14 protein-coding genes are annotated in these 19,106 nt (G+C 68.5%); 4 read left to right on the top strand and 10 right to left on the bottom strand.

Annotated features, from left to right (window positions below):
* Positions 1 to 110: 110 nt before the first annotated feature.
* The 6 genes from QU603_RS01915 to QU603_RS01890 all read right to left on the bottom strand — a co-directional run bounded on the left by QU603_RS01915 (position 111) and on the right by QU603_RS01890 (position 7,472).
* Positions 111 to 2,582, bottom strand: a complete 2,472-nt coding sequence (locus QU603_RS01915; RefSeq protein ID WP_308492819.1) for a CHAT domain-containing protein — start codon at positions 2,580 to 2,582, stop codon at positions 111 to 113.
* Between the two features lie 65 nt (positions 2,583 to 2,647).
* Complete coding sequence (locus tag QU603_RS01910; protein WP_308492818.1) at positions 2,648 to 3,130, bottom strand: hypothetical protein; 483 nt, start codon at positions 3,128 to 3,130, stop codon at positions 2,648 to 2,650.
* Positions 3,120 to 3,740 carry an RNA polymerase sigma factor gene (locus QU603_RS01905; protein WP_308492817.1) on the bottom strand — a complete coding sequence of 207 codons (621 nt, stop codon included), beginning with the start codon at positions 3,738 to 3,740 and terminating at the stop codon, positions 3,120 to 3,122. Before QU603_RS01905 ends, QU603_RS01910 begins: the two co-directional genes overlap by 11 nt.
* A gap of 91 nt (positions 3,741 to 3,831) precedes the next feature.
* On the bottom strand, positions 3,832 to 6,039 hold the full coding sequence (gene glgX / locus QU603_RS01900) for a glycogen debranching protein GlgX (RefSeq protein WP_308492816.1): 2,208 nt from the start codon (positions 6,037 to 6,039) through the stop codon (positions 3,832 to 3,834).
* 147 nt (positions 6,040 to 6,186) lie between these two features.
* Positions 6,187 to 6,741 carry a glutaminase gene (locus tag QU603_RS01895; protein ID WP_308492815.1) on the bottom strand — a complete coding sequence of 185 codons (555 nt, stop codon included), beginning with the start codon at positions 6,739 to 6,741 and terminating at the stop codon, positions 6,187 to 6,189.
* A 62-nt stretch (positions 6,742 to 6,803) separates the two neighbouring features.
* A complete protein-coding gene (locus tag QU603_RS01890) occupies positions 6,804 to 7,472 on the bottom strand; it encodes a GTP pyrophosphokinase (RefSeq protein ID WP_308493911.1) in 669 nt (222 codons plus the stop codon).
* Between the two features lie 303 nt (positions 7,473 to 7,775).
* Here QU603_RS01890 and QU603_RS01885 point away from each other — a divergent pair, with 303 nt between their 5' ends.
* Positions 7,776 to 8,486, top strand: coding sequence for a TetR/AcrR family transcriptional regulator (locus tag QU603_RS01885; protein WP_308492814.1), 711 nt, complete (start codon positions 7,776 to 7,778; stop codon positions 8,484 to 8,486).
* Positions 8,483 to 10,117 carry an MDR family MFS transporter gene (locus QU603_RS01880; protein ID WP_308492813.1) on the top strand — a complete coding sequence of 545 codons (1,635 nt, stop codon included), beginning with the start codon at positions 8,483 to 8,485 and terminating at the stop codon, positions 10,115 to 10,117. Before QU603_RS01885 ends, QU603_RS01880 begins: the two co-directional genes overlap by 4 nt.
* 167 nt (positions 10,118 to 10,284) lie before the next feature.
* On the opposite strand, the gene QU603_RS01875 is transcribed toward QU603_RS01880, so the two are convergent.
* Both QU603_RS01875 and QU603_RS01870 read right to left on the bottom strand, forming a co-directional pair.
* The gene (locus QU603_RS01875; protein WP_308492812.1) at positions 10,285 to 11,472 is read right to left on the bottom strand and encodes a cation:proton antiporter; all 1,188 of its coding nucleotides are present in this window, start codon (positions 11,470 to 11,472) and stop codon (positions 10,285 to 10,287) included.
* A 38-nt stretch (positions 11,473 to 11,510) separates the two neighbouring features.
* On the bottom strand, positions 11,511 to 11,906 hold the full coding sequence (locus QU603_RS01870) for a hypothetical protein (protein ID WP_308492811.1): 396 nt from the start codon (positions 11,904 to 11,906) through the stop codon (positions 11,511 to 11,513).
* A 63-nt stretch (positions 11,907 to 11,969) separates the two neighbouring features.
* Here QU603_RS01870 and QU603_RS01865 point away from each other — a divergent pair, with 63 nt between their 5' ends.
* Both QU603_RS01865 and QU603_RS01860 read left to right on the top strand, forming a co-directional pair.
* Positions 11,970 to 12,584, top strand: a complete 615-nt coding sequence (locus QU603_RS01865) for an FMN-binding negative transcriptional regulator (RefSeq protein WP_308492810.1) — start codon at positions 11,970 to 11,972, stop codon at positions 12,582 to 12,584.
* Positions 12,585 to 12,713: 129 nt separating this feature from the next.
* Positions 12,714 to 14,621: a CocE/NonD family hydrolase gene (locus tag QU603_RS01860; protein ID WP_308492809.1), complete on the top strand. Its 1,908-nt coding sequence runs from the start codon at positions 12,714 to 12,716 to the stop codon at positions 14,619 to 14,621.
* Between the two features lie 113 nt (positions 14,622 to 14,734).
* Here QU603_RS01860 and QU603_RS01855 read toward each other — a convergent pair whose 3' ends face one another.
* Positions 14,735 to 15,751, bottom strand: coding sequence for a hypothetical protein (locus QU603_RS01855; RefSeq protein WP_308492808.1), 1,017 nt, complete (start codon positions 15,749 to 15,751; stop codon positions 14,735 to 14,737).
* 9 nt (positions 15,752 to 15,760) lie between these two features.
* Positions 15,761 to 18,964, bottom strand: a complete 3,204-nt coding sequence (locus tag QU603_RS01850; RefSeq protein WP_308492807.1) for a type I restriction endonuclease subunit R — start codon at positions 18,962 to 18,964, stop codon at positions 15,761 to 15,763.
* Positions 18,965 to 19,106 lie beyond the last annotated feature (142 nt).

The following is a 19,106-nucleotide window of genomic DNA, read 5'->3' as shown; positions in this document are numbered from 1 at the left end:
TAGCGATCGCGCATCCCGCATGCACGGTCTCGGCACAATGCCTTCCCGCTGTGCAAGAGCAGGCACCCCGTGGCCTGATACATCGGTGCAGAAATTCTTTAGCGCCACGCTCAGAAGCCCATGCCGTGCACCTGGAACGAGGTCACGAGCCCCGTGGACCGGGATGCCTCGGCCAGTGCTTCGGCGGGCTCGTGACCGGCGACCAGCCCCTCGTGCATGGCGGCGAGCAGTTCGCAGGCGTCGTCGTCGGCGACCATCACGGGTGTGGCCACGACACAGCGCGCACCGGCGTGCAGCCAGACCCGGGCCATCCCGATGGCCTCTTCTCCCCACCGCACCGATGAGCGCCCGCCTTCGCACGCCGACAGGACGACCGTCTCGGGCACGCGCTCGACCAGGTCCACGTCGTAGCCGAACAGCGCACCGTCGGCCAGTTCGAGGCCCGAGAACAACGGGTTGTCCGCTGCGTGACGTCCATGGGCGGCGATATGCAGCACGTCCGCGTGGGCGGCAAGCGCCGTGGCCGCATGTGTCGTCGCCTCTTCACCGGTGACGACCGAGGCCTGCGGCCACCGGGATGCCGCGGCCCGCACCTCTTCGTCGCCGCGAGCGACGCGGGGCCCTGCCACGAACGCCGCAGTGTGCGCTGCGGCGGGACGGGCGCGGCGGCCGCTCAGCCAGCGGCTCGCCGAGGTCGCCAGGGTGAAGGTGCGCCCGCTCATGTCGGGCAGCATCGCCCAGGGAATGCCGGCGAGCACGCCCGGCGCGGTGAGCACGACACGGCGATCGCCGATCAGGGTGAGCACAGGGCCCAGCAGCACGTCCGCGATCGCCTGCAGCCGCGCATCCAGCGTCCGCCGCACGACCGTGGCCATCGGACCGGACGACACGGATGCCGCCATGTCGAGGTCTGCCCGCAGCCCCGCCAGCTGCGCTCTGCCGGCGGCGGCGCCCGGAAGCGGGACGATCGTCTGCGCGCTGTCGGTGACCACCAGGGCGGTCAGGGCATCGCCCGAGAACACGAACGACACCAGCGCCGTGCGAGAGTCGAGAGCGGCGGTGAGCTCATCGAGCGTGCACCGCGGCTGTGCCTGGGCGGCACCGGTCTGCGTCCATTGGCGGGATCGTGCACGCTCGCGCAGCTCGGCCGCCCGCGGCTGGGCGAGCCAGTCGGGGTCATCGGCGCGCAGCATGCGCAGCTCGGCGAGGTCGGCGGCGAGGTGCTCATCGGGGGGCGGGCGCAGCGGCACGACCTGCTGGCTGAGCAGTCGCGCGCGTTCGGACCACTCGAACAGCACGTCGGGCCGTTTCGAGCGCACGGCACTGTCGAGTCCGGCCAGGATCAGCCCGTTGCCGTGCATCGCCACCGAGGTCTGCAGGTCGAGACTGCCGAACGACGCCTGCCATTGTGCGAGCTCGTCCAATCCGGCCGCCGCGTACCGGCGCGCGTCCGCAGGGCGCGACTGAGCCTGCGCTCGCGCCGCCCGCGCCTCGTGCGCCAGCAGCTGCACCTCGATCGCGGCCTCGCGCGGCGCACGGATCGGGCCCGTCGGTGCAGCTCCGTGCCGTGCGCGCCAGATCGCGTGGGTCAGCCGCAGGGCGGCGGCCTCTCCGGTCGATCCATCCTGGTCGAGCGCCGCAGCGGTGGCCTCGACATGTGCGTCGGTCGGAACCCGGCGCGGGTCGGGGACACGCCCACCCCCGCGCTGCACGCTGCCACCGCGCAGCCCGGCCCGCAGCCGAATCGCCTCGGCCCGGTTGGCCCATGTGTCGTTGCCGAGCGCGCGGAACCGCCGCATCGCCGCGGTCGCCGTGCGCTCGGCGCGCACCGGATCGTGTCGCAGCTGCGAGACGGCCAGGTGATATTCGGCCTCGGCGCGCGAGATCGGCATCCGATGCGCTCCGAACACGGTCGCGGCGCTGGCCAGCAGCTGCTCGGCGTCGCGGGTCAGCCCCGCATCGCGCAGCACCTCGGCCCGGTCGGCATCGCAGATCCCGCCGGCGGCCGCCGACGCTGCGGCCTGGGGACGGGCCTGCTCCATGCCGCGCAGCGCCGTCACCAGATCACCCTGCAGAAGAGCGACGTAGGCACGATTGTGCTGCGCCTGCCCCTCGTCGACCGACAAGCCCGCCTGTCCGAAGATCTCGGCCGCGACCGAGAGGTCCTCTGCTGCACCGGCGGCATCACGCAGCTGCAGCCGGACGATGCTGCGGTTCATCCGCACCCGGGCTGCAGCGACCGGATCGCCACCGAGTCCCGCGATCGCGGCGGCCAGGGCCTGCTCGGCATCGTGCAGCCGGCCGACGCCCAGCGCGAGCGCACCCAGCTGGCCCATCAGCACTGCCCGAGTGCTCGCCTGCAGTCCTTCCAGCGCCATCGCCATGGACAGCTCCCGCTCGGCGTCGGCGGCGTGTCCGGTGCGCTGCAGCACGACGGCGCGTGTGCCCAGAATGCGCGCGCGCAGATCGACGTCGCCCGCCGACGCCCAGGCACGCACAAGAACGCGCTCTGCTTCGCCGTTCTTGCCCCGAATACTCAGTTCCACCGCGCGACGATGCAGCTCCTCAGCGGACTGCCCCATGGGTCCATCATGGCCCACATCGGCGGTTGGCTGAACACCGCCGCCCCCACGGAGAACCTGCCCGCTCAGACCTCGAAGCGCGGGGTCTGGAACCCGCTGACACTGCCGTCGATGTCCCGCACCGTCAGCAGGATCCGCGACAGGCCGGGCCGCACGTCATCGAACGCGAACCGTGCCTGGTCGCCGGACTCCATCTGGCGCTCGACGCCTGCCTGCTCCAACGTGACCGACAGGGCCGTGGCATCCACCCAGCCGTCGATGCGGCGGTGCCCGTCGTCGCACTCGGTGACATGCAGCAGCACCGTCGTGCGGCCGTCGCTGAACTGCAGCGTCAGAGCATCGGTGTCGGACCGCACGGCCTCCAGAGTCCCCTCGACAAGCGTCAGCAGCGCGTATTCGCGGGCGATGTCGGATGCCGCAGCGGCGGCGACCATGCGATCCACAAGCCCGCTGGGCACGGGATCGCGATGCACCCACACCGCGCGCAGTCGAGTGAGCAGTTCGTCGTCGGCCGCAGCCTCGTCGGGAGTCCGGTCCTCATGCATCATGGGTCACCGCCTGCGTGTCGTCGCCGAGCAGCGCTCGCAGTTTTGCGAGGCACCGCTGCCGCGTGGGTCCGATCGAGCCGACGGGCATCGACAGGTCGTGCGCGATGCGCGCGTAGTCGGGACGCTCGTCGAACGCGACGATGCGCAGCAGGCGCTGGCACCGCTCGGTCAGCTCGGTCACCGCCGCCCACAGCCGCTGGGCGGCCAGCCCGCGTTCGGCTTCGTCCTCGGCGGATTCCTGCGCACCCAGATGCCGTTCGAGCCTGTCGGCCTCGGTGGCATCGACCCGTCGGTGGGCGCGCAGCACACGCCATGCCTCACGACGAGCGGTCGTGCCGAGCCATCCCGACACCGCGCGCGGGTCGTCGATCGCCTCGTGGCGCCGCAGCAGCGTCAGCCAGGTGGTCTGCACGACGTCCTCGGCCAGTGCGCTGTCGAGTCGGTAGGCGCGCGCCATGTGCCACAGCGGCGGCGTCATCAGGCGCACCAGCTCGTCCATCGCGTGGGCGTCGCCGTCGCGCCACGCGGCGAAGAGCTCCCCCGCTCGTTCCCACCGCGGAGTCGCCTCGTCGTGCTGATCTGCCGGTTCGGCGGAGTCGCTCAGCGTCATGTCGACCATTGTCCTCACGTTGTGCAGAGTGCGAAACCACGGCGTCTGATACACGGGGTCCGTGAGGGGGCGGGATGCCGCGGCCCGGCCGCTACTTCTTGCGGGCGCGCTTGTGCCCCGAGACTGTGCGCACGCTGCCGGTGGCCGACAGCGACGCCGCCACGGAGTGGTCCGCGCGCGCGGCGCTCTCGATATGCGCACCGAGCACGGCGAGCGCCTTCGGCTCGAGAGTGACGATGTGACCGGGCGCAATGGGCCCGTCGCCGTCGATGGCGGCCCCGGTCTCGACCACCACGTCCCAGTCCGGGCTGTACTGCACCTGCGGCACGGTGAACTGCTCAGGGGAATCTCCGGCGTTGAACAGCACGATGAAATGTCGGTCGGTGATCTCGCGCCCGCGCGCATCGCGGCCGTGGATCCCGTCGCCGTTGAGGAACACCGCGATCGCCCGGCCGAAGCCGGATTCCCAGTCTTCGGGGCGCATGAGCGTGCCGTCCGGCCGCAGCCATGCAAGGTCGGGCACCGGACCGCCTGCCTCGCGGGCCACCGGCCTGCCGTCGAAGAACCGACTGCGCCGGAAGGTCGGATGCTCGCGACGCAGCTTCGACAGTGCGGCGGTGAATTCGATCAGCGGCTTGTCTGCGGCATCCCAATCGATCCAGGTGAGCGGGCCGTCCTGGTTGTACGCATTGTTGTTGCCCTGCTGCGTGCGCCCGAGCTCGTCGCCGTGCGAGATCATCGGCACGCCCTGGCTCAGCAGCAGCGTCGCAATGAAGTTGCGCTGCTGGCGAGCGCGCAGCGCGAGGATCTGCGGGTCGTCGGTCGGCCCCTCGACCCCGCTGTTCCACGACCTGTTGTCGTCGGTGCCGTCGCGGTTCTGCTCGCCGTTGGCCTCGTTGTGCTTCTCGTTGTACGAGACGAGGTCGCGCAGCGTGAAGCCGTCGTGCGACGTGACGAAGTTGACGGATGCCACGGGCCGACGCCCCGAGTGCGCGTACAGGTCGCTGGACCCGGTCAACCGCGACGCGAACTCGCCCAGCGCCTGCGGCTCGCCGCGCCAGAAGTCCCGCACGGTGTCACGGTACTGGCCGTTCCACTCGGTCCACAGCGCCGGGAAGTTGCCGACCTGGTAGCCGCCGGGACCCAGGTCCCACGGCTCGGCGATCAGCTTGACCTGCGAGATCACCGGGTCCTGCTGGACGATGTCGAAGAACGCGCTCAGGCGATCGACCTCATAGAACTCGCGTGCCAGCGCCGAGGCGAGGTCGAACCGGAACCCGTCCACGTGCATCTCGAGCACCCAGTAACGCAGCGAGTCCATGATCAGCTGCAGCGTGTGCGGGTGGCTGACGTTCAGGCTGTTGCCGGTGCCGGTGTAGTCGGTGTACTTCGACGGATCCTTCTCGTCGAGTCGGTAGTACGCGTGGTTGTCGATGCCGCGCATGCTGAGGGTGGGGCCGAGCTCGTTGCCCTCGGCGGTGTGGTTGTAGACGACGTCGAGGATCACCTCGATGCCCGCCGCGTGCAGGGCGCGCACCATCGCCTTGAACTCCTGCACCTGCTGGCCGCGCTTCGTGCTCGAGGCGTAGCCGTTGTGCGGCGCGAGGAATGCGATCGTGTTGTAGCCCCAGTAATTGCTGGGAGCCCCCGGCGCGGCCGAGGCATCGGCGACGAACTGGTGCACCGGCATGAGCTCGATCGCGGTCACGCCGATCTTCTTCAAGTGCGCGATGATCGCCGGGTGCGCGATCGCACTGTAGGTGCCGCGGATCTCTTCGGGCACGTCGGGATGCTGCTGGGTCAGCCCCTTCACGTGCGCTTCGTAGATCACGGTCTGCCCGTACGGGGTGCGCGGGGCGCGATCGCCGTCCCAGTCGAAATACGGGTTGATGACGACCGAGGTCATCATCGACGACGCCGAATCATCGTCGTTGCGCTGCGTCGGGTCCGTCAGATCGTAGGAGAACAGGGGCTGCCCGAACGTGGGCTGGCCGTCGACGGCCTTCGCATAGGGGTCCAGCAGCAGCTTGAACTCGTTGAACCGGGTCCCCGCCGCAGGGTCGTACACGCCGTGCACCCGGTAGCCGTAGCGCTGGCCGGGCGCGACGCGCGGCAGGTAGGCGTGCCACACATAGGCGTCCACGTCGATCAGGTCGACACGGGTCTCTACTCCGCGCTTGTCGAACAGGCACAGCTCGACACGCTCGGCACCTTCGCTGAACAGAGCGAAGTTCGTGCCGTTGCCGTCGAACGTCGCCCCCAGTGGGTAGGCCGACCCGGGCCACGTCTCTACGCTCATCATCCCCTTCTCCAACTGCCCCAGCGTACCCGCGCCCCGCGCCGTCGAAATCATATGCACTCGACACGCACACATGATTTCCACGTCAGTTCGATGTGTCGCCGCCGAAGTCACATGATTTCGACCGCAGGACGGCGGGCCGGCGGGTCAGGTCGCGCCGGCGGGCGGATGCCGCAGCAGCTCGACTTGCTCGTCCAGATATCGCTCGAGCGGCGCATAGCCGGCGCCCCGGCTCCAGCGGATGCTCGGCACTCCGTCGATCACTGCCAGCGGGCCGGATGCCTCACCCCGGGCGAGTGCGTCGAGGTCGATGGGCTGCCAGTCGAGGTGCACGATCTCGCCCTCGGTGAAGCCGCCGCGCCGGGCCGCCCCCGCCAGGGCCGAGCGCTCGCGCTGCGACTCGGCGGTGAATCCCCGGCGCACCTCCTCGCGTGCCCGCACGATCTGGCCGGTGGCGAACACGGGCCCGCCGGACTCGCCACCCACACCGCCACCACCCGCACCGGCGCCACCACCCGCGCCGGCGTCATCTCCCGCACCGAGCAGGAGCACGCCGAGGTGCCAGACCGACCCGCGGGGCACGATGCGCGGCGCGCGGGCGAGGCCCAGAATCCTCCGCGGCTGGATCAGCACGCCGAGCCGCTCACGCGGAGCGTCGCTCAGACGCCGGCGGGCGGCATCCCACATCTCGGCGAGCTCCACCCCAGAAGCGTACCCAGCGCACCGCCCCGGTCAGACGACGCCGCGGTCAGACGACACCCCGGTCAGACGACGACAACCCGGTCGTCGGTGCCGGCCTCGAGCTGGCGCTGCCCGCCGTGGAGTTCTCTGTGCAGCCGCTCCATCCGCGCGTCGAGCAGGGCGGCCGACTGAGCGGCATCCTTCAATTCTGCCAGCAGCTCGGGCGGCACCTGCCTGGCGTACTTGTAGTAGATCTTGTGCTCGAGGCTCGCCCAGAAATCCATGGCGATCGTGCGGAACTGCACTTCGACCGGCACCTCGACGGGCCCGGTCGACAAGAACACCGGCACACCCACGATCGCGTGCAGGCTCTTATACCCGTTGGGTTTGGGGTGCGCGATGTAGTCCTTCACGCGGCGAACGGTGATGTCGTCCTGCGCGGTGAGCAGGTCGAACAGACGGTACGCGTCGGCGGTGAAGCTCGTCGTGATGCGCACTCCGGCGATGTCGGTGATGTGCGCGCGGATCGCTGCGAAGTCGGGGTCCACGCCCTTGCGGGCGATCTTCTCGACGAGGCTGTCGGGGGTCTTGACGCGGCTGGAGACGTGCTCGATCGGGTTGTAATCGTGCAGATAGAGGAACTCGTCGCGCAGGATGTCGATCTTGGTTCCGACCTCTTGCAGGCCGAACCGGTACGGCAGCAGAAAGCGCTGGAGTTCGTCGCGCATGACGCGCAGCTGGGTCGGCGACATGTCCACGGGCTGATCGAGGTCAGGCTGATCGAGGTCAGGCCGATCGACGTCAGGCTGATCGACGTCAGGCTGATCGACGTCAGGCCGATCCACGTCAGGCCGACCGAGGTCAGGCCGATCGACGTCGGGCTGATCGATGGAGGTCTCATCGGCGTCGGTCTGCTCGGGCATGCCGCTCACCCTACGGGCCGTCTCTGACAGTGCCGCCTGCATCCTGCGTCCGCGGTTATGAATTCGCCGAAAATCATGCAGTAATGCAAGTTTGCGCTTGCGCATGATTCGACGGAGGCGCACACTTCTGAAGTGCAAGAAACGTCCACCCCCGGTCTGCGCGAGCGCAAGAAGCAGCAGACCCGCCACCGTCTCGAGGCGGCAGCCGTCGCGATCGTCTCCGAAGACGGCATCGAGCACCTGACGATCGACGCGGTCAGCGAGCGCGCCGAGGTCTCGCCCCGCACTTTCTTCAACTACTTCGACAGCAAGGAAGACGCGATCCTGGGGCTGCGCACCGAAGATGACACCCGACAGTTCGTCGATGCCGTCGTCGCCGAGCTTCCGGCCGCACCGCTGATCGACAACGTGCTCGAGATGCTCGTGCGCGTCAGCGACAGCGCGATGCTCGACCACGAGCTGCGCGAGCGGCGCCGAGCCGTGCTGCACCGCTACCCCGAGCTGCTGGGGCGCCACTTCGGCCACATGGGTCGCATGCTCAACCCGCTCACCGAGGGTGTGCAGGCGCTGATGGCCCGCGACGGCGAGGGGCAGGATGCCGCGGGCCAGGATGCCGCGACCGCTCCGCACGCGCGAGCCCAGACCGCGTCAGCGTGCGGGCCCCACGGCGCCACCGGCGACCCGCACGCCCAAGTCGTCCTGATGATGTGCGGAGCAGCGCTGCGCGCATCGATGATCACGGTCGCCGAGAGCTACGGCGACCTGTCCACAGACCAATCACTCGCGCTGCTGCACACCCGAGCGGCAGCCCTCGTCCGCGAAACCATCGAAAGGCTCTCATGAGCTCCACCACTGAACCAGACCCGGTCCTCGAACCACATCACACCCGCAACGTCCTGCTGGTGTTCGCGGGGCTCATGGTGACGATGCTGCTGGCATCGCTGGACCAGACCATCTTCAGCACCGCTTTGCCCACGATCGTCGGCGACCTGCACGGGGTCAACGAGATGAGCTGGGTCATCACGATCTACATCCTCGCCTCGACGATCATGCTGCCGATCTACGGCAAGCTCGGCGACCTGATCGGCCGCAAGGGCATCTTCATCGGTGCGATCACGATCTTCATCGTGGGCTCGATCATCGGCGGCTGGGCGCAGGACATGACCTGGCTGATCATCGGCCGCGGCGTGCAGGGCCTGGGTGGCGGCGGCCTGATGATCCTGTCTCAAGCGATCATCGCCGACGTGGTGCCGGCCCGCGAGCGCGGCAAGTACATGGGCATCATGGGCGGCGTGTTCGCCATCTCATCCGTGGCGGGCCCGCTCCTGGGCGGCTGGTTCACCGACGATCTCACCTGGCGCTGGGGCCTGTGGATGAACATCCCGCTCGGCATCCTCGCGATCGTCGCCGCCACTGTGTTCCTGCACCTGCCGGCCACCCCCAAGCACAAGGTGCGCCTCGATGTGTTCGGCATCGGACTGCTGGCACTGGCATCCACCGGCATCGTCCTCATCAGCACGTGGGGCGGACACGACGCGCCCTATGGCTACGCGTGGGATTCTCCGCAGATCATCGGCCTGATCGCCGGAACAGTCATCTCCGCGGTCGCGTTCGTGTTCGTCGAGCGACGCGCACCCGAGCCGGTCATGCCGCTGCACCTGTTCCGCAAGCTGAACTTCAACCTGATGACCGGCGCGGGCCTGGCCATCGGCGTGGCCATGTTCGGAACGCTCGCCTACATTCCGACCTATCTGCAGATGGTCACCGGCGCGAACGCGACCCAATCCGGTCTGCTGATGATCCCGATGATGGGCACGGTGCTGCTCTCGTCGATCGTCTCGGGGGCCCTGGTCACCCGCACCGGCCGCTACAAGTGGGCACCGATCTCCGGCACGCTGGTGACCGCAGGCGGCATGGTGCTGCTGTCCACGATGACCCCCGACCTGCCCGTGTGGGTCATGTGCGTGTTCCTGGGCGTCATGGGCCTCGGACTCGGCCTCTGCATGCAGATCTTCGTCCTGGTTGTGCAGAACACGTTCCCGGCGTCGCAGGTGGGAGTGGCCACGGCGACGAACAACTACTTCCGTCAGATCGGCGCGTCGCTGGGCTCGGCGATCGTGGGCAGCGTCTTCACCGCCCGCCTGATCAACCTGCTCACCGAGCGGATGCCGGCCGGAGCGGGCGCAGGCGCCGGCGGAACCAACAGCCTGACGCCCGAGCTGGTCAAGGGTCTGCCGGGCCCGATCCGCGACATCATCGTGGGCGCCTACAACGACGCGCTGACGCCGATCTTCCTGTACATCCTGCCGCTCGTGCTGGTGGGCACCGTGCTGGTGTGCTTCGTGCGCGAAGACCCGCTGAAGAAGACGATCGACCGCAGCGATGTGACCGCCGAGAGCCTGGAGATCGACGGCGCGAACGCCGTGGCATCCACCACCGGCCGCATCGCCGTGATCGAACGCGACGGAGCCTGACACTGCACCCTCCCCTCGTCCCACCCCCACCGCGCGGTCGGTGAGTTGACACAAACGGCCGGAATCTTTCGACGGATTCCGGCCGTTTGTGTCAACTCGCAGGCAGGGGGCGACCGGGAGGGCAGAGGGAGGGCGAGCGGAGGGACGAGTGAGAGGGGATGCGGCGCCTACGCGGCGTCGTCGGCGGGCAGGCCCGCCGGCAGCTGGTCGCCGCGCACAGTGATCGCGAGCAGCGGGAACAGCAGCACAGACAGCATCCCGGCCCCGACCATCACCGCGGCCGCGGCGGTGGAGAGGATGCCCTTGTCCACGCCGATGGCGGTGACGGCGACGATGACCGGCAGACCTGTCGCGCCCATCAGAGCGACGGCGATGCGGTCGCGCCATCCCGACCCTTCGGGGGAGGCCAGCATCGACGGAAGTCCGCGCACGATCAGCAGCACGATCAGCGCCACCACCACCATGAGCAGCAGCAGGGGCGATTCGATCAGCGAACGCAGATCGAAGGTCACCCCGGTGTAGATGAAGAAGATCGGCACCAAGAAGCCGAACCCGACGGCCTCGATCTTGCTCTCGACCTCTTCGCGGTCGTGCTCGTCCGCGTGGCGGATCAGCAGCCGCCACACGATGCCGGCGGTGAACGCGCCCAGCAGCATGTCGATGTCGAGCAGGACGCTCAGGGCGACCAGTGCCGCCAGCAGCACGAACACGACGCGCACCGCGAACTGACCCGACGTGTGCAGGGTCGCGTTCACGAACCGGTGCAGCGCGCCGCGCGGACCCGCCAGCGCGTACCAGACCGCACCGGCCGCGATCAGCACGAACAGCGCGAGCACGATCGTCGCGGCGCCCGGCGAGCGCCCGCCCAAGAAGACCGAGATCGCCACGAGCGGCCCGAACTCGCCGACCGCGCCCAGCGCACTGACCGCACGCCCGAAGGGGGTCGGCAGATCCCCGCTGTCGCGCAGAATCGGCAGCAGAGTGCCGAGGGCCGTCGAGGCCAGTGCGACGCCGATGATGACGGCCCCCTCAGCGGGGGCGACGATGAAGCCCAGCGCCACACCGGCGACGATGCTGATCAGCCATCCCCAGATCGCGCCTCGACCGGAGCGCCCGCGCAGGACGCTCAGCTGCATCTCGGTTCCGGCGATGAAGAACAGCATCGCCAGGCCGAACTGCGAAAGCGTGTGCACGAAGTCCGCCGGCAGCGCCCAGCCGAGCACCGACGGCCCGACGATGATGCCGAGCACGAGCTCGAACACCACGACGGGTATGCGCACCCATCGGCCGATCCCCCGCGAGGCCAGCGGCGCCAGCACCGCCATCAGCGGGATCAGCACGAAACTCGCATTCACGGGTTCAGATTAGCGGTGCGGCTGCTGGCCGCCGCGTCTCACCCGGCCACGGCGAGGTCGTACTCGTGCACGTCGATCTTCACCGTCACGCGCGACGGCACCGACCCGCCGAGCTCGGCGGCGGGGAACACGAACGACGTCGGCGCCATGTCGGCCGTGCAGATCTCGTGCTTCGTCATCTCGAACGTGATGACCGGCACGACTCCCGGATCGATCGCCGTGGGCGTGGGCGGGCACGATGAACTGCCCCACGTGACGATCGCAAGCTCGTGGTCGTGGGCGAACGCCTGCGGCTCGCCACTCGTGGTGTCGGCGAGCGTCGCCCACGTCGGGATGCCCGCGGTCTGCGTGAACCGGATGCTCGGGCCCGAGCATCCGGTCACGAAAGCCGCAGCCACGACCAGCGCGGCGACGATACCGGTGCGGCGGTGCATGGCGGCCTCCCTGGGCGGCTCCTTCGGCCACTGCCCTCACCGTAGCGGCAGTACTGTCGATTCATGTATGTGCCTCACTTCAATCGCATCGACGACCTCGACGCCGCGCGGGCGTTCGTGCGACAGGCCTCGGTGGGACTGCTGATCACCGCCGGGCCGGATGGGGTGCCGGATGCCACGCTCCTGCCGCTGCTGTGGGACGGCGACCGCGTCGTCGCACACTTCGCCCGCGCCAACGAGCACTGGAAGCGCATCGCCGAGGGCGCCCCCGGACTTATCGTGGTCTCGGGACCCGACGCGTACGTCACGCCGTCGTGGTATGCCGCGAAGGCCGAGCACGGCAAGGTCGTGCCGACGTGGAACTACTCCGCGGTGCAGCTTCGCGGGACCGTCACGGTGCATGACGACCCAGACTGGCTTCGGGATGCCGTGACCCGCCTGACCGATCGCCACGAGGCCGACCGGGCCGACCCGTGGGCCATCACGGATGCGCCCGAGAAGTACGTCGCGGGCCAACTGCACGCGATCGTCGGCGTCGAGCTGCGCGTCGAGCAGGTCGACGCGAAGGCCAAGTGGAGCCAGAACCGCTCAGAGGCCGACCGCGCCGGCGTCGTCGCCGGCTATGAGGCGCAGGGCCGACCGGTGCCGGCTGCGCACGTGCGCGACGGGGTGCTCTGAACCCTCACTGCCGTCGGGTGCCCGCAGTCGAAGAGGACCGTGACGCGGGCGCACTCACTGTGTAGTGTGATACATCACACAGCACGCACCGAGAGAAGACATTGCCGTCTCCTAACGAAAGTTGCATCGATGAAGACGAAGTTCCTTGCCCTCATCGGGTCAGCGGTGGTTGTCGCACCCCTGTCTCTGGGCGCCGCGGGCAGTGCCGCGAACGCTGTCACTGACGAGAATCCCCCGATCCTGGTGAAAGACGGGATCACCCAGCCCCTGTACGACTACTCCGACGCGATCCGTGAGACCGTGTGGGTGGATGCGCCCGACCTCGACGGTGACGGCCGGCGTGAGCGCGTCGCGGCCGACATCGTCCGACCGCGAGAGCTCGACGGCACAGCCAAGGTGCCCGTGATCATGGACGCGAGCCCGTACTACCTCAGCAGCGGCCGCGGCAACGAGGCCGAGCACAAGGAGTACGGCGCGGACGGCACGGTCGACATGATGCCGCTGTACTACGACAACTACTTCGTGCCACGCGGATACGCGTTCGTGGCTGTCGACATGGCCGGAACTGCCCGTTCGACCGGTTGCGTCGACGAGGGCGCCCTGTCTGACATCGAGTCGGTGAAGGCGGTCGTCGAGTGGCTGAACGGCAACGCCGCAGGCTATGACGCGAGCGGTGACGTCGTGGATGCCGACTGGACCAACGGCAAGACCGGCATGATCGGCAAGTCCTATGACGGGACGCTGGCCAACGGCGTGGCTGCCACGGGAGTAGAGGGACTGAAGACCATCGTGCCGATCAGCGCGATCAGCTCGTGGTACGACTACAACCGGTGGCAGGGCGCGGTCAAGTCCAACAACTACGCGAGCTATCTCTCGCGTGCTGTCGCCGGCAACCGCACCATCCCCACCGACTGCAACGCGCAGTTGACCTGGATGAACGAGAACGACGGTGACGAGACCGGCCAGTACACGGACTTCTGGGCCGATCGCGACTACCGTTCCGGATCGCTCTACGACGCCCGCAACGTCACCGCCAGCGTGTTCGTCGTGCACGGTCTGCAAGACAACAACGTCAAGACCATGAACGCCTCGAAGTGGTGGGCGGACCTCGCCCAGACCGGTGTCAAGCGCAAGATGTGGCTGACGCGACTGGGCCACGTCGACCCGTTCGACTCCGAGCGCGCTCTGTGGGTGAAGACCTTGAACCGCTGGTTCGATTCCGAACTGATGGACGTGCAGAACGGCATCGACCGCGAACCGGCTGTCAGCGTCGAGGTGGGTCCGAACCAGTGGGAGCAGTCCAAGACGTGGCCCATCGCCTCAGCGCGCACGATGGATCTGCGCCTCCACGGCGACGGCACGATGATGCTCGGCAAGGCCGAGAGCGGCACAGCGAGCTACATCAACACCGGTCGAGTGTCCGAGTCGGCCGCAGTCGCGGCGACTGCGAATCCGAACCGCCTGCTCTGGGTGACCGGCACCACGAAGCACGAGATCCGCATCTCGGGCACTCCGACGGTCGACCTTGCGGTCAACCACTCGGCCCCCGTCGGCCAGGTCTCGGTCATGCTGGTCGACTACGGCACGATGGACCGGGTCTCGGCCAGCGGCGACGGCGCGATGACACTGAACACCGAGTCCTGCTGGGGCGCGGCGACCGCGACCGACGACGCCTGCTACCGCGACGTCGCCAAGCGGGTGCAGAGCAGCAACCTGCAGATCCTGGCCCGCGGCTGGGTGCGTCTGGACGGCGCCGGTGACCACACGGCCACTGTCGAGCTGGCCGCGAACGACGTCGTGGTCCCGGCCGGACACCATCTGGGCCTGGTCATCACGGGAAGCAACAACGGTGTGATCATGCCCGACACCGCCCGCAACCCCTACACGGTCGACCTGGCCCAGACCACGCTTCACCTGCCGGTCTCGGGCCCGATGAGCGGCTTCGGCCCGGGCGCGCTGAACATCGCCAGCACGGAGAACCTGGTGGACGGCACGCTGCCGACCGCTCAGGATCTGTTCCGGGGGCTGGAGGACTGACCTCCGCCGCATAAGTTAGGACGCAGCCCCTTCCTGAACCCATCGGGGAGGGGCTGCGTCACGCCGAGCCCCCGCCCGTTTGGCGAGCGCAGCGCGTCGAAACGCGCGGCCCCTCAGGCGAACCGCTCCCGCACCCGCCCCGCCATCTCTTCGGGCGAGATGTCGACCATGGATTCGGCGTGCAGGTGCTCGAAGTACGTCACGTCACTGCGATAGAACGGGTCGACGTTGGAGCGGCTGACGATGCGCAGCAACAGCGAGTAGCGGTCGGTCGGAGCCGGTCCCCCGCCGTACATCGCCCAGTTGAACGAGGTCAGGTTCAGCGAGTAGTAGGTCTGGAACACCGTCGACATCACCGTGCCGAGGTCGGCGCAGTCCTCGTCGGTGAGGTCGGTGATGTCGTGCGCGCCAGGCACCACGGCCCACACTTCATGGAAGCCGACGGGCGCCCACGGGGTGAGCACCGCCACGCGTCCACGTCGGCCGATCCAACGCTCACCGCCCTCTTCTTGCCGGATGAGAGCATCCCAATACGACTCTCCGCCCGGCCACTCAGCCGAGCGCTGCACCAGCTCGCGCTGGATGGTCGTGCCCACGTCGTCGTGCGCGGACTGACCGTGCGGGTGGATCAGCGAGCTGCCGCTGGGCGGCAGGTAGTTGGCGTTGACCGACGACCACATGGGCCGCAGCCCGTGCACGCCCGTCGTGTAGGCCACGAACGCCTGCAGCAGGTCACCGACCCGTGTGGGGGTCAGCTCGGGCAGGTCGAAGAAGTGCTCGGCGGTGTCGTAGACACCGACCGATGAGAACTCCGAGTACGCCATCACGTTGGGCACGACGACGGCGGTGCCGCGCTGGATGCGTCCCTCGTCGGTGATCGATGCGTCGAACGTGCCGGTCGCGGTCTGGATGCGGTCGGCGCAGAACGGGCAGAATGCCGGCTTGGCCGTCAGCTCGGTCAGGTCGGGGCGCGTCTCGGGCGCCAGTCGCGTGCCCGTGATGATGCGCGCTGTGCGCCCCGTGAGCGGATCGACGCGCACCCTCAACGGAACTTCGATGATGGATGTCGGATCCGTCAGCTCCGGCACGCGGGCGGTGATGTCGTGCTGCACGAACGTGATGTCAGACATGGGGCCAGATTATCGTTCACCCGCGGGCGTCCGCCCCTTGCGCTCGTCGGCATAGCGGGGAGCCATCGCCTCCATCTGGTCCATCACGAGCGCGATCGCACCGGGCTGGCGGTCCGGCGGGTACTTGTACTTCACGAGCAGCCGCTTGATCGACGAGCGCAGTTTGGCACGGACGTCGTCGCGCACTGTCCAGTCGGTGCGCACGTCACGGCGCATGACAGCGACCAGTTCGCGTGCGATCTGGGCGAGGGTGTCTTCGCCCTGCACGTCGACGGCCGACTCGTTCTGCGCGACGGCATCGTAGAACGCGAGCTCGTCGTGTGACAGGGGCGGAGCGAAGCGCTCCCCGCGGCGACCCTCGTCGGTGACGTCCTTGGCCATCGCGACCAGTTCGGCGATGACCTCGGCCGAGGTCAGCTGCTGGTTCGTGTAGCGCAGCATGATCGCGCCGATCCTCTCGCTGAACGCCCGCTGGCGCACGAGGTTGCCCTGCGTCACCAGCGCCGACTCGCTGATCAGCTGCGCCCGCAGCGCCTCGATGGCCAGCTGAGGGTTCTGCGCCTGCTGCGCCTTGGCGAGGAAGTCCGGTCCGATTTCGCTGAGCGCGACCTGCGACAGGCCGGCGGCCTCGTAGATGTCGACGACGTCACCGGTTGCCAACGCCTCGACCATCACGTCTCCGAGCAGTCGCGCGATCTCGTCCGAGATCGGCTCGTCGCGGGCCTGACGTTCGCGGGCGTCGTACTTCGCCATCCACACGCGCACTTCTTCGTAGAAGGCGATCTCGTCGTGCAGTTCGATCAGGCCGGGTCGGCGGGATGCCAGGGCCCACGCGCGTGCGAGTCGCCCGCTCGTTGCCCGATACCGGGCCGACAGCCGATCCGCGCCCAACGCGGGAGCGTTGCGCGGGCTGCGCTCGTCGCGCACGAAGTTGACCACCGTGGTCACGGCGGTGAACATCGCGCGGGGTCCGCCGCGCTGCAGGGCGCTGCGCCAGTCGCAGTCTCGCAGCATCTCGCGGATCTCGGTGACGAGTTCGAGCGCGATCTCGACGGCCTCTTCGACCCCGCGCCCGATGGGCCGCAGCGCCTGGTCGTCGGTCGTGTACTCCGACAGCGCTGAGGCCAGGTTCTCGGCCAGCGGCGCGTACGCCACGAGCAGGCCGTCCTGCTTGCCCTTGTAGGTGCGGTTCACCCGCGCGAGGGTCTGCATGAGCAGCGCCCCCTTCAGCGGGCGGTCCAGGTACAGCGTGTGCAACGGCGGTGCGTCGAAGCCGGTGAGCATCATGTCTTTGACGATGACCAGTTCGAGTTCGTCGTCGGCATCCTTCAACCGCGCCTTGATCGCCGAGTTCTCGGAGTCGCGCCGCACGTGATCGCGCACCGGTGGCGGGTCGGCGGGCGTGCCGGAATAGACCACCTTGATCCGACCGGCATCCAATGCGTCGGAGTGCCAGTCCGGTCGCCGCGCGACGATCGCGTCATACAGCCGCGCACAGATCTCGCGGGTGCCGCCGACTATCAGCGCCTTGCCCGGTCCGCCGATGAACTCCCGCATGCGGGCGCGACGCTCTTCCCAGTGCTCGACGAGGTCGGTCGCGAGCCGTTCGATGCGCTCGGGCGCTCCGTAGACGGCGTTGACGACGGCGACGGATGCCTCGACCCGGGCCCGTTCGGCATCGTCGAGGCCGAGGGTGGCTTCGTCGGCGGCGCGGTCGATGTCTTCTTCGGTGGTGTCGGCGGCGAACGACACCTTGATCAGGCGCGGCTCGAACGAGACCGGCACCGTTGCGCCATCGGCGACGGCACGGGTGAGGTCGTAGATGTCGATGTAATCGCCGAACACCGCGCGGGTGTCGCGTTCGGCGAACGAGATCGGGGTGCCGGTGAACGCGATCAGCGTCGCGTGCGGCAGCGCGTCGCGCAGGTGCCGGGCGTAGCCGTCGAGGTCGTCGTAGTGGCTGCGGTGGGCCTCGTCGACGATGATGATCACGTTGCGCCTGTCGGTGAGAAGGGGATGCCGCGTCCCGGCATCCTTCTCTGCCTTCGACAGCCCGAACTTCTGCAGGGTCGTGAAGTAGATGCCGCCGGTCAGGCGCTGCGCGAGCTCGTCGCGCAGCTGCGCGCGCTCGTGCACCTGGATGGGCTTCTCGGGCAGCAGCAGGCTCTGCGCGAAGGTCTGGTAGAGCTGGCCGTCGAGCTCGTTGCGGTCGGTGACCACGACGAGAGTCGGGTTGCGCAGCTCGGCACGGCGGGTGACGAGGTTGGCGTACAGCTCCATCTCCATCGACTTGCCCGACCCTTGCGTGTGCCAGACCACGCCGGCCTTGCCGTCGCTGGCGACGGCTTCGACGGTCTTGCCGACGGCTTTGGTCACCGCGAAGTACTGGTGCGGCTTCGCGATGCGCTTGGCCAGCCCCTCGGGCCCTTCGTCGAACGCGGTGAAGTTGCGCACGAGCTGCAGAAAGCGCTCCTGGTTGTAGAGGCCGTTCAGCGCGTCGTCGATCGGTTGCACGTCGACGTCGCCTTCGATGCGCGGCTGCGGCAGCGGGTGGCCGTCGTCGTCGACGTTCCACGGCGAGAAGTGGTTCAGCGGGGTGAACGGGGTGCCATACTTCGCGTCGAGCCCGTCGCTGGCCAGCGTGAACACGCAGAACCGGAACGCCATCGGCAGCTCGTCCAGGTAGGTGCGCAGCTGCCAATAGGCGTCGTCGACGCCGATGGATGCCGCGCCCGCTCGCTTGAGCTCGATGATCGACAGCGGCATCCCGTTGACGTACAGCACGATGTCGAAGCGTCGGTGCACGTCGCGGTCGCGCACTGTCACCTGGTTGACGGCGAGCCAGTCGTTCTGGTCGGGACTTGCCGACAGCAGCCGGATGCGCGGGTTCTGCTCGACACCGTCGGCGTCGATGTAGCTGAGCGGGTACCCGCCCACGAGATAGCGGTGGATGCGGTGGTTCTCGGTGATCGCGTCCTGCGAGCGGGGTGCTGCGATCTCGCCGAGCGCCTGCTGCAGATAGTGCGCGGGAACATCGGGGTTCAACCGCGTCATCGCCTCGAGCAGCCGCGGGCGGATGAGCAGCTCGTCCCAGCTCTCGCGCTCCCCCGTACCGGGCGCGATCTTGTCGCCTGCCAGCGGCCGCCACATGAGCGGTTCTGCGAACGCGTCGAGCGCCGCGCGCTCCCATTCAGACTCAGGGATGCCGGTCATGTGAGGGCTCCTTTGGTTGTCGGTATGGATGCCGCGTGCCGACGCCTGCGGAGCGATGCGCACCCTCGTACTCATAATTCGTGGCCGTTGGTTTATGAGTAATGCCGTTACTCATAAACCGGTCGCGATCGATTATGAGTCC

Source organism: Microbacterium terrisoli (assembly GCF_030866805.1).
In the GTDB taxonomy this organism is placed as follows: domain Bacteria; phylum Actinomycetota; class Actinomycetes; order Actinomycetales; family Microbacteriaceae; genus Microbacterium; species Microbacterium terrisoli.
Note: the sequence above shows the minus strand (reverse complement) of the source record. Positions and strands in the feature narration are given on the sequence as shown.

Excerpts from the sequence above, each read along its gene's own strand:
- QU603_RS01915 (WP_308492819.1), bottom strand. The coding sequence starts at position 2,582 with ATGGGGCAGTCCGCTGAGGAGCTGCATCGTCGCGCGGTGGAACTGAGT.
- QU603_RS01910 (WP_308492818.1), bottom strand. The coding sequence starts at position 3,130 with ATGATGCATGAGGACCGGACTCCCGACGAGGCTGCGGCCGACGACGAA.
- QU603_RS01905 (WP_308492817.1), bottom strand. The coding sequence starts at position 3,740 with ATGACGCTGAGCGACTCCGCCGAACCGGCAGATCAGCACGACGAGGCG.
- glgX (WP_308492816.1), bottom strand. The coding sequence starts at position 6,039 with ATGAGCGTAGAGACGTGGCCCGGGTCGGCCTACCCACTGGGGGCGACG.
- QU603_RS01890 (WP_308493911.1), bottom strand. The coding sequence starts at position 7,472 with ATGTCGCCGACCCAGCTGCGCGTCATGCGCGACGAACTCCAGCGCTTT.
- QU603_RS01880 (WP_308492813.1), top strand. The coding sequence starts at position 8,483 with ATGAGCTCCACCACTGAACCAGACCCGGTCCTCGAACCACATCACACC.
- QU603_RS01870 (WP_308492811.1), bottom strand. The coding sequence starts at position 11,906 with ATGCACCGCCGCACCGGTATCGTCGCCGCGCTGGTCGTGGCTGCGGCT.
- QU603_RS01865 (WP_308492810.1), top strand. The coding sequence starts at position 11,970 with ATGTATGTGCCTCACTTCAATCGCATCGACGACCTCGACGCCGCGCGG.
- QU603_RS01860 (WP_308492809.1), top strand. The coding sequence starts at position 12,714 with ATGAAGACGAAGTTCCTTGCCCTCATCGGGTCAGCGGTGGTTGTCGCA.
- QU603_RS01855 (WP_308492808.1), bottom strand. The coding sequence starts at position 15,751 with ATGTCTGACATCACGTTCGTGCAGCACGACATCACCGCCCGCGTGCCG.
- QU603_RS01850 (WP_308492807.1), bottom strand. The coding sequence starts at position 18,964 with ATGACCGGCATCCCTGAGTCTGAATGGGAGCGCGCGGCGCTCGACGCG.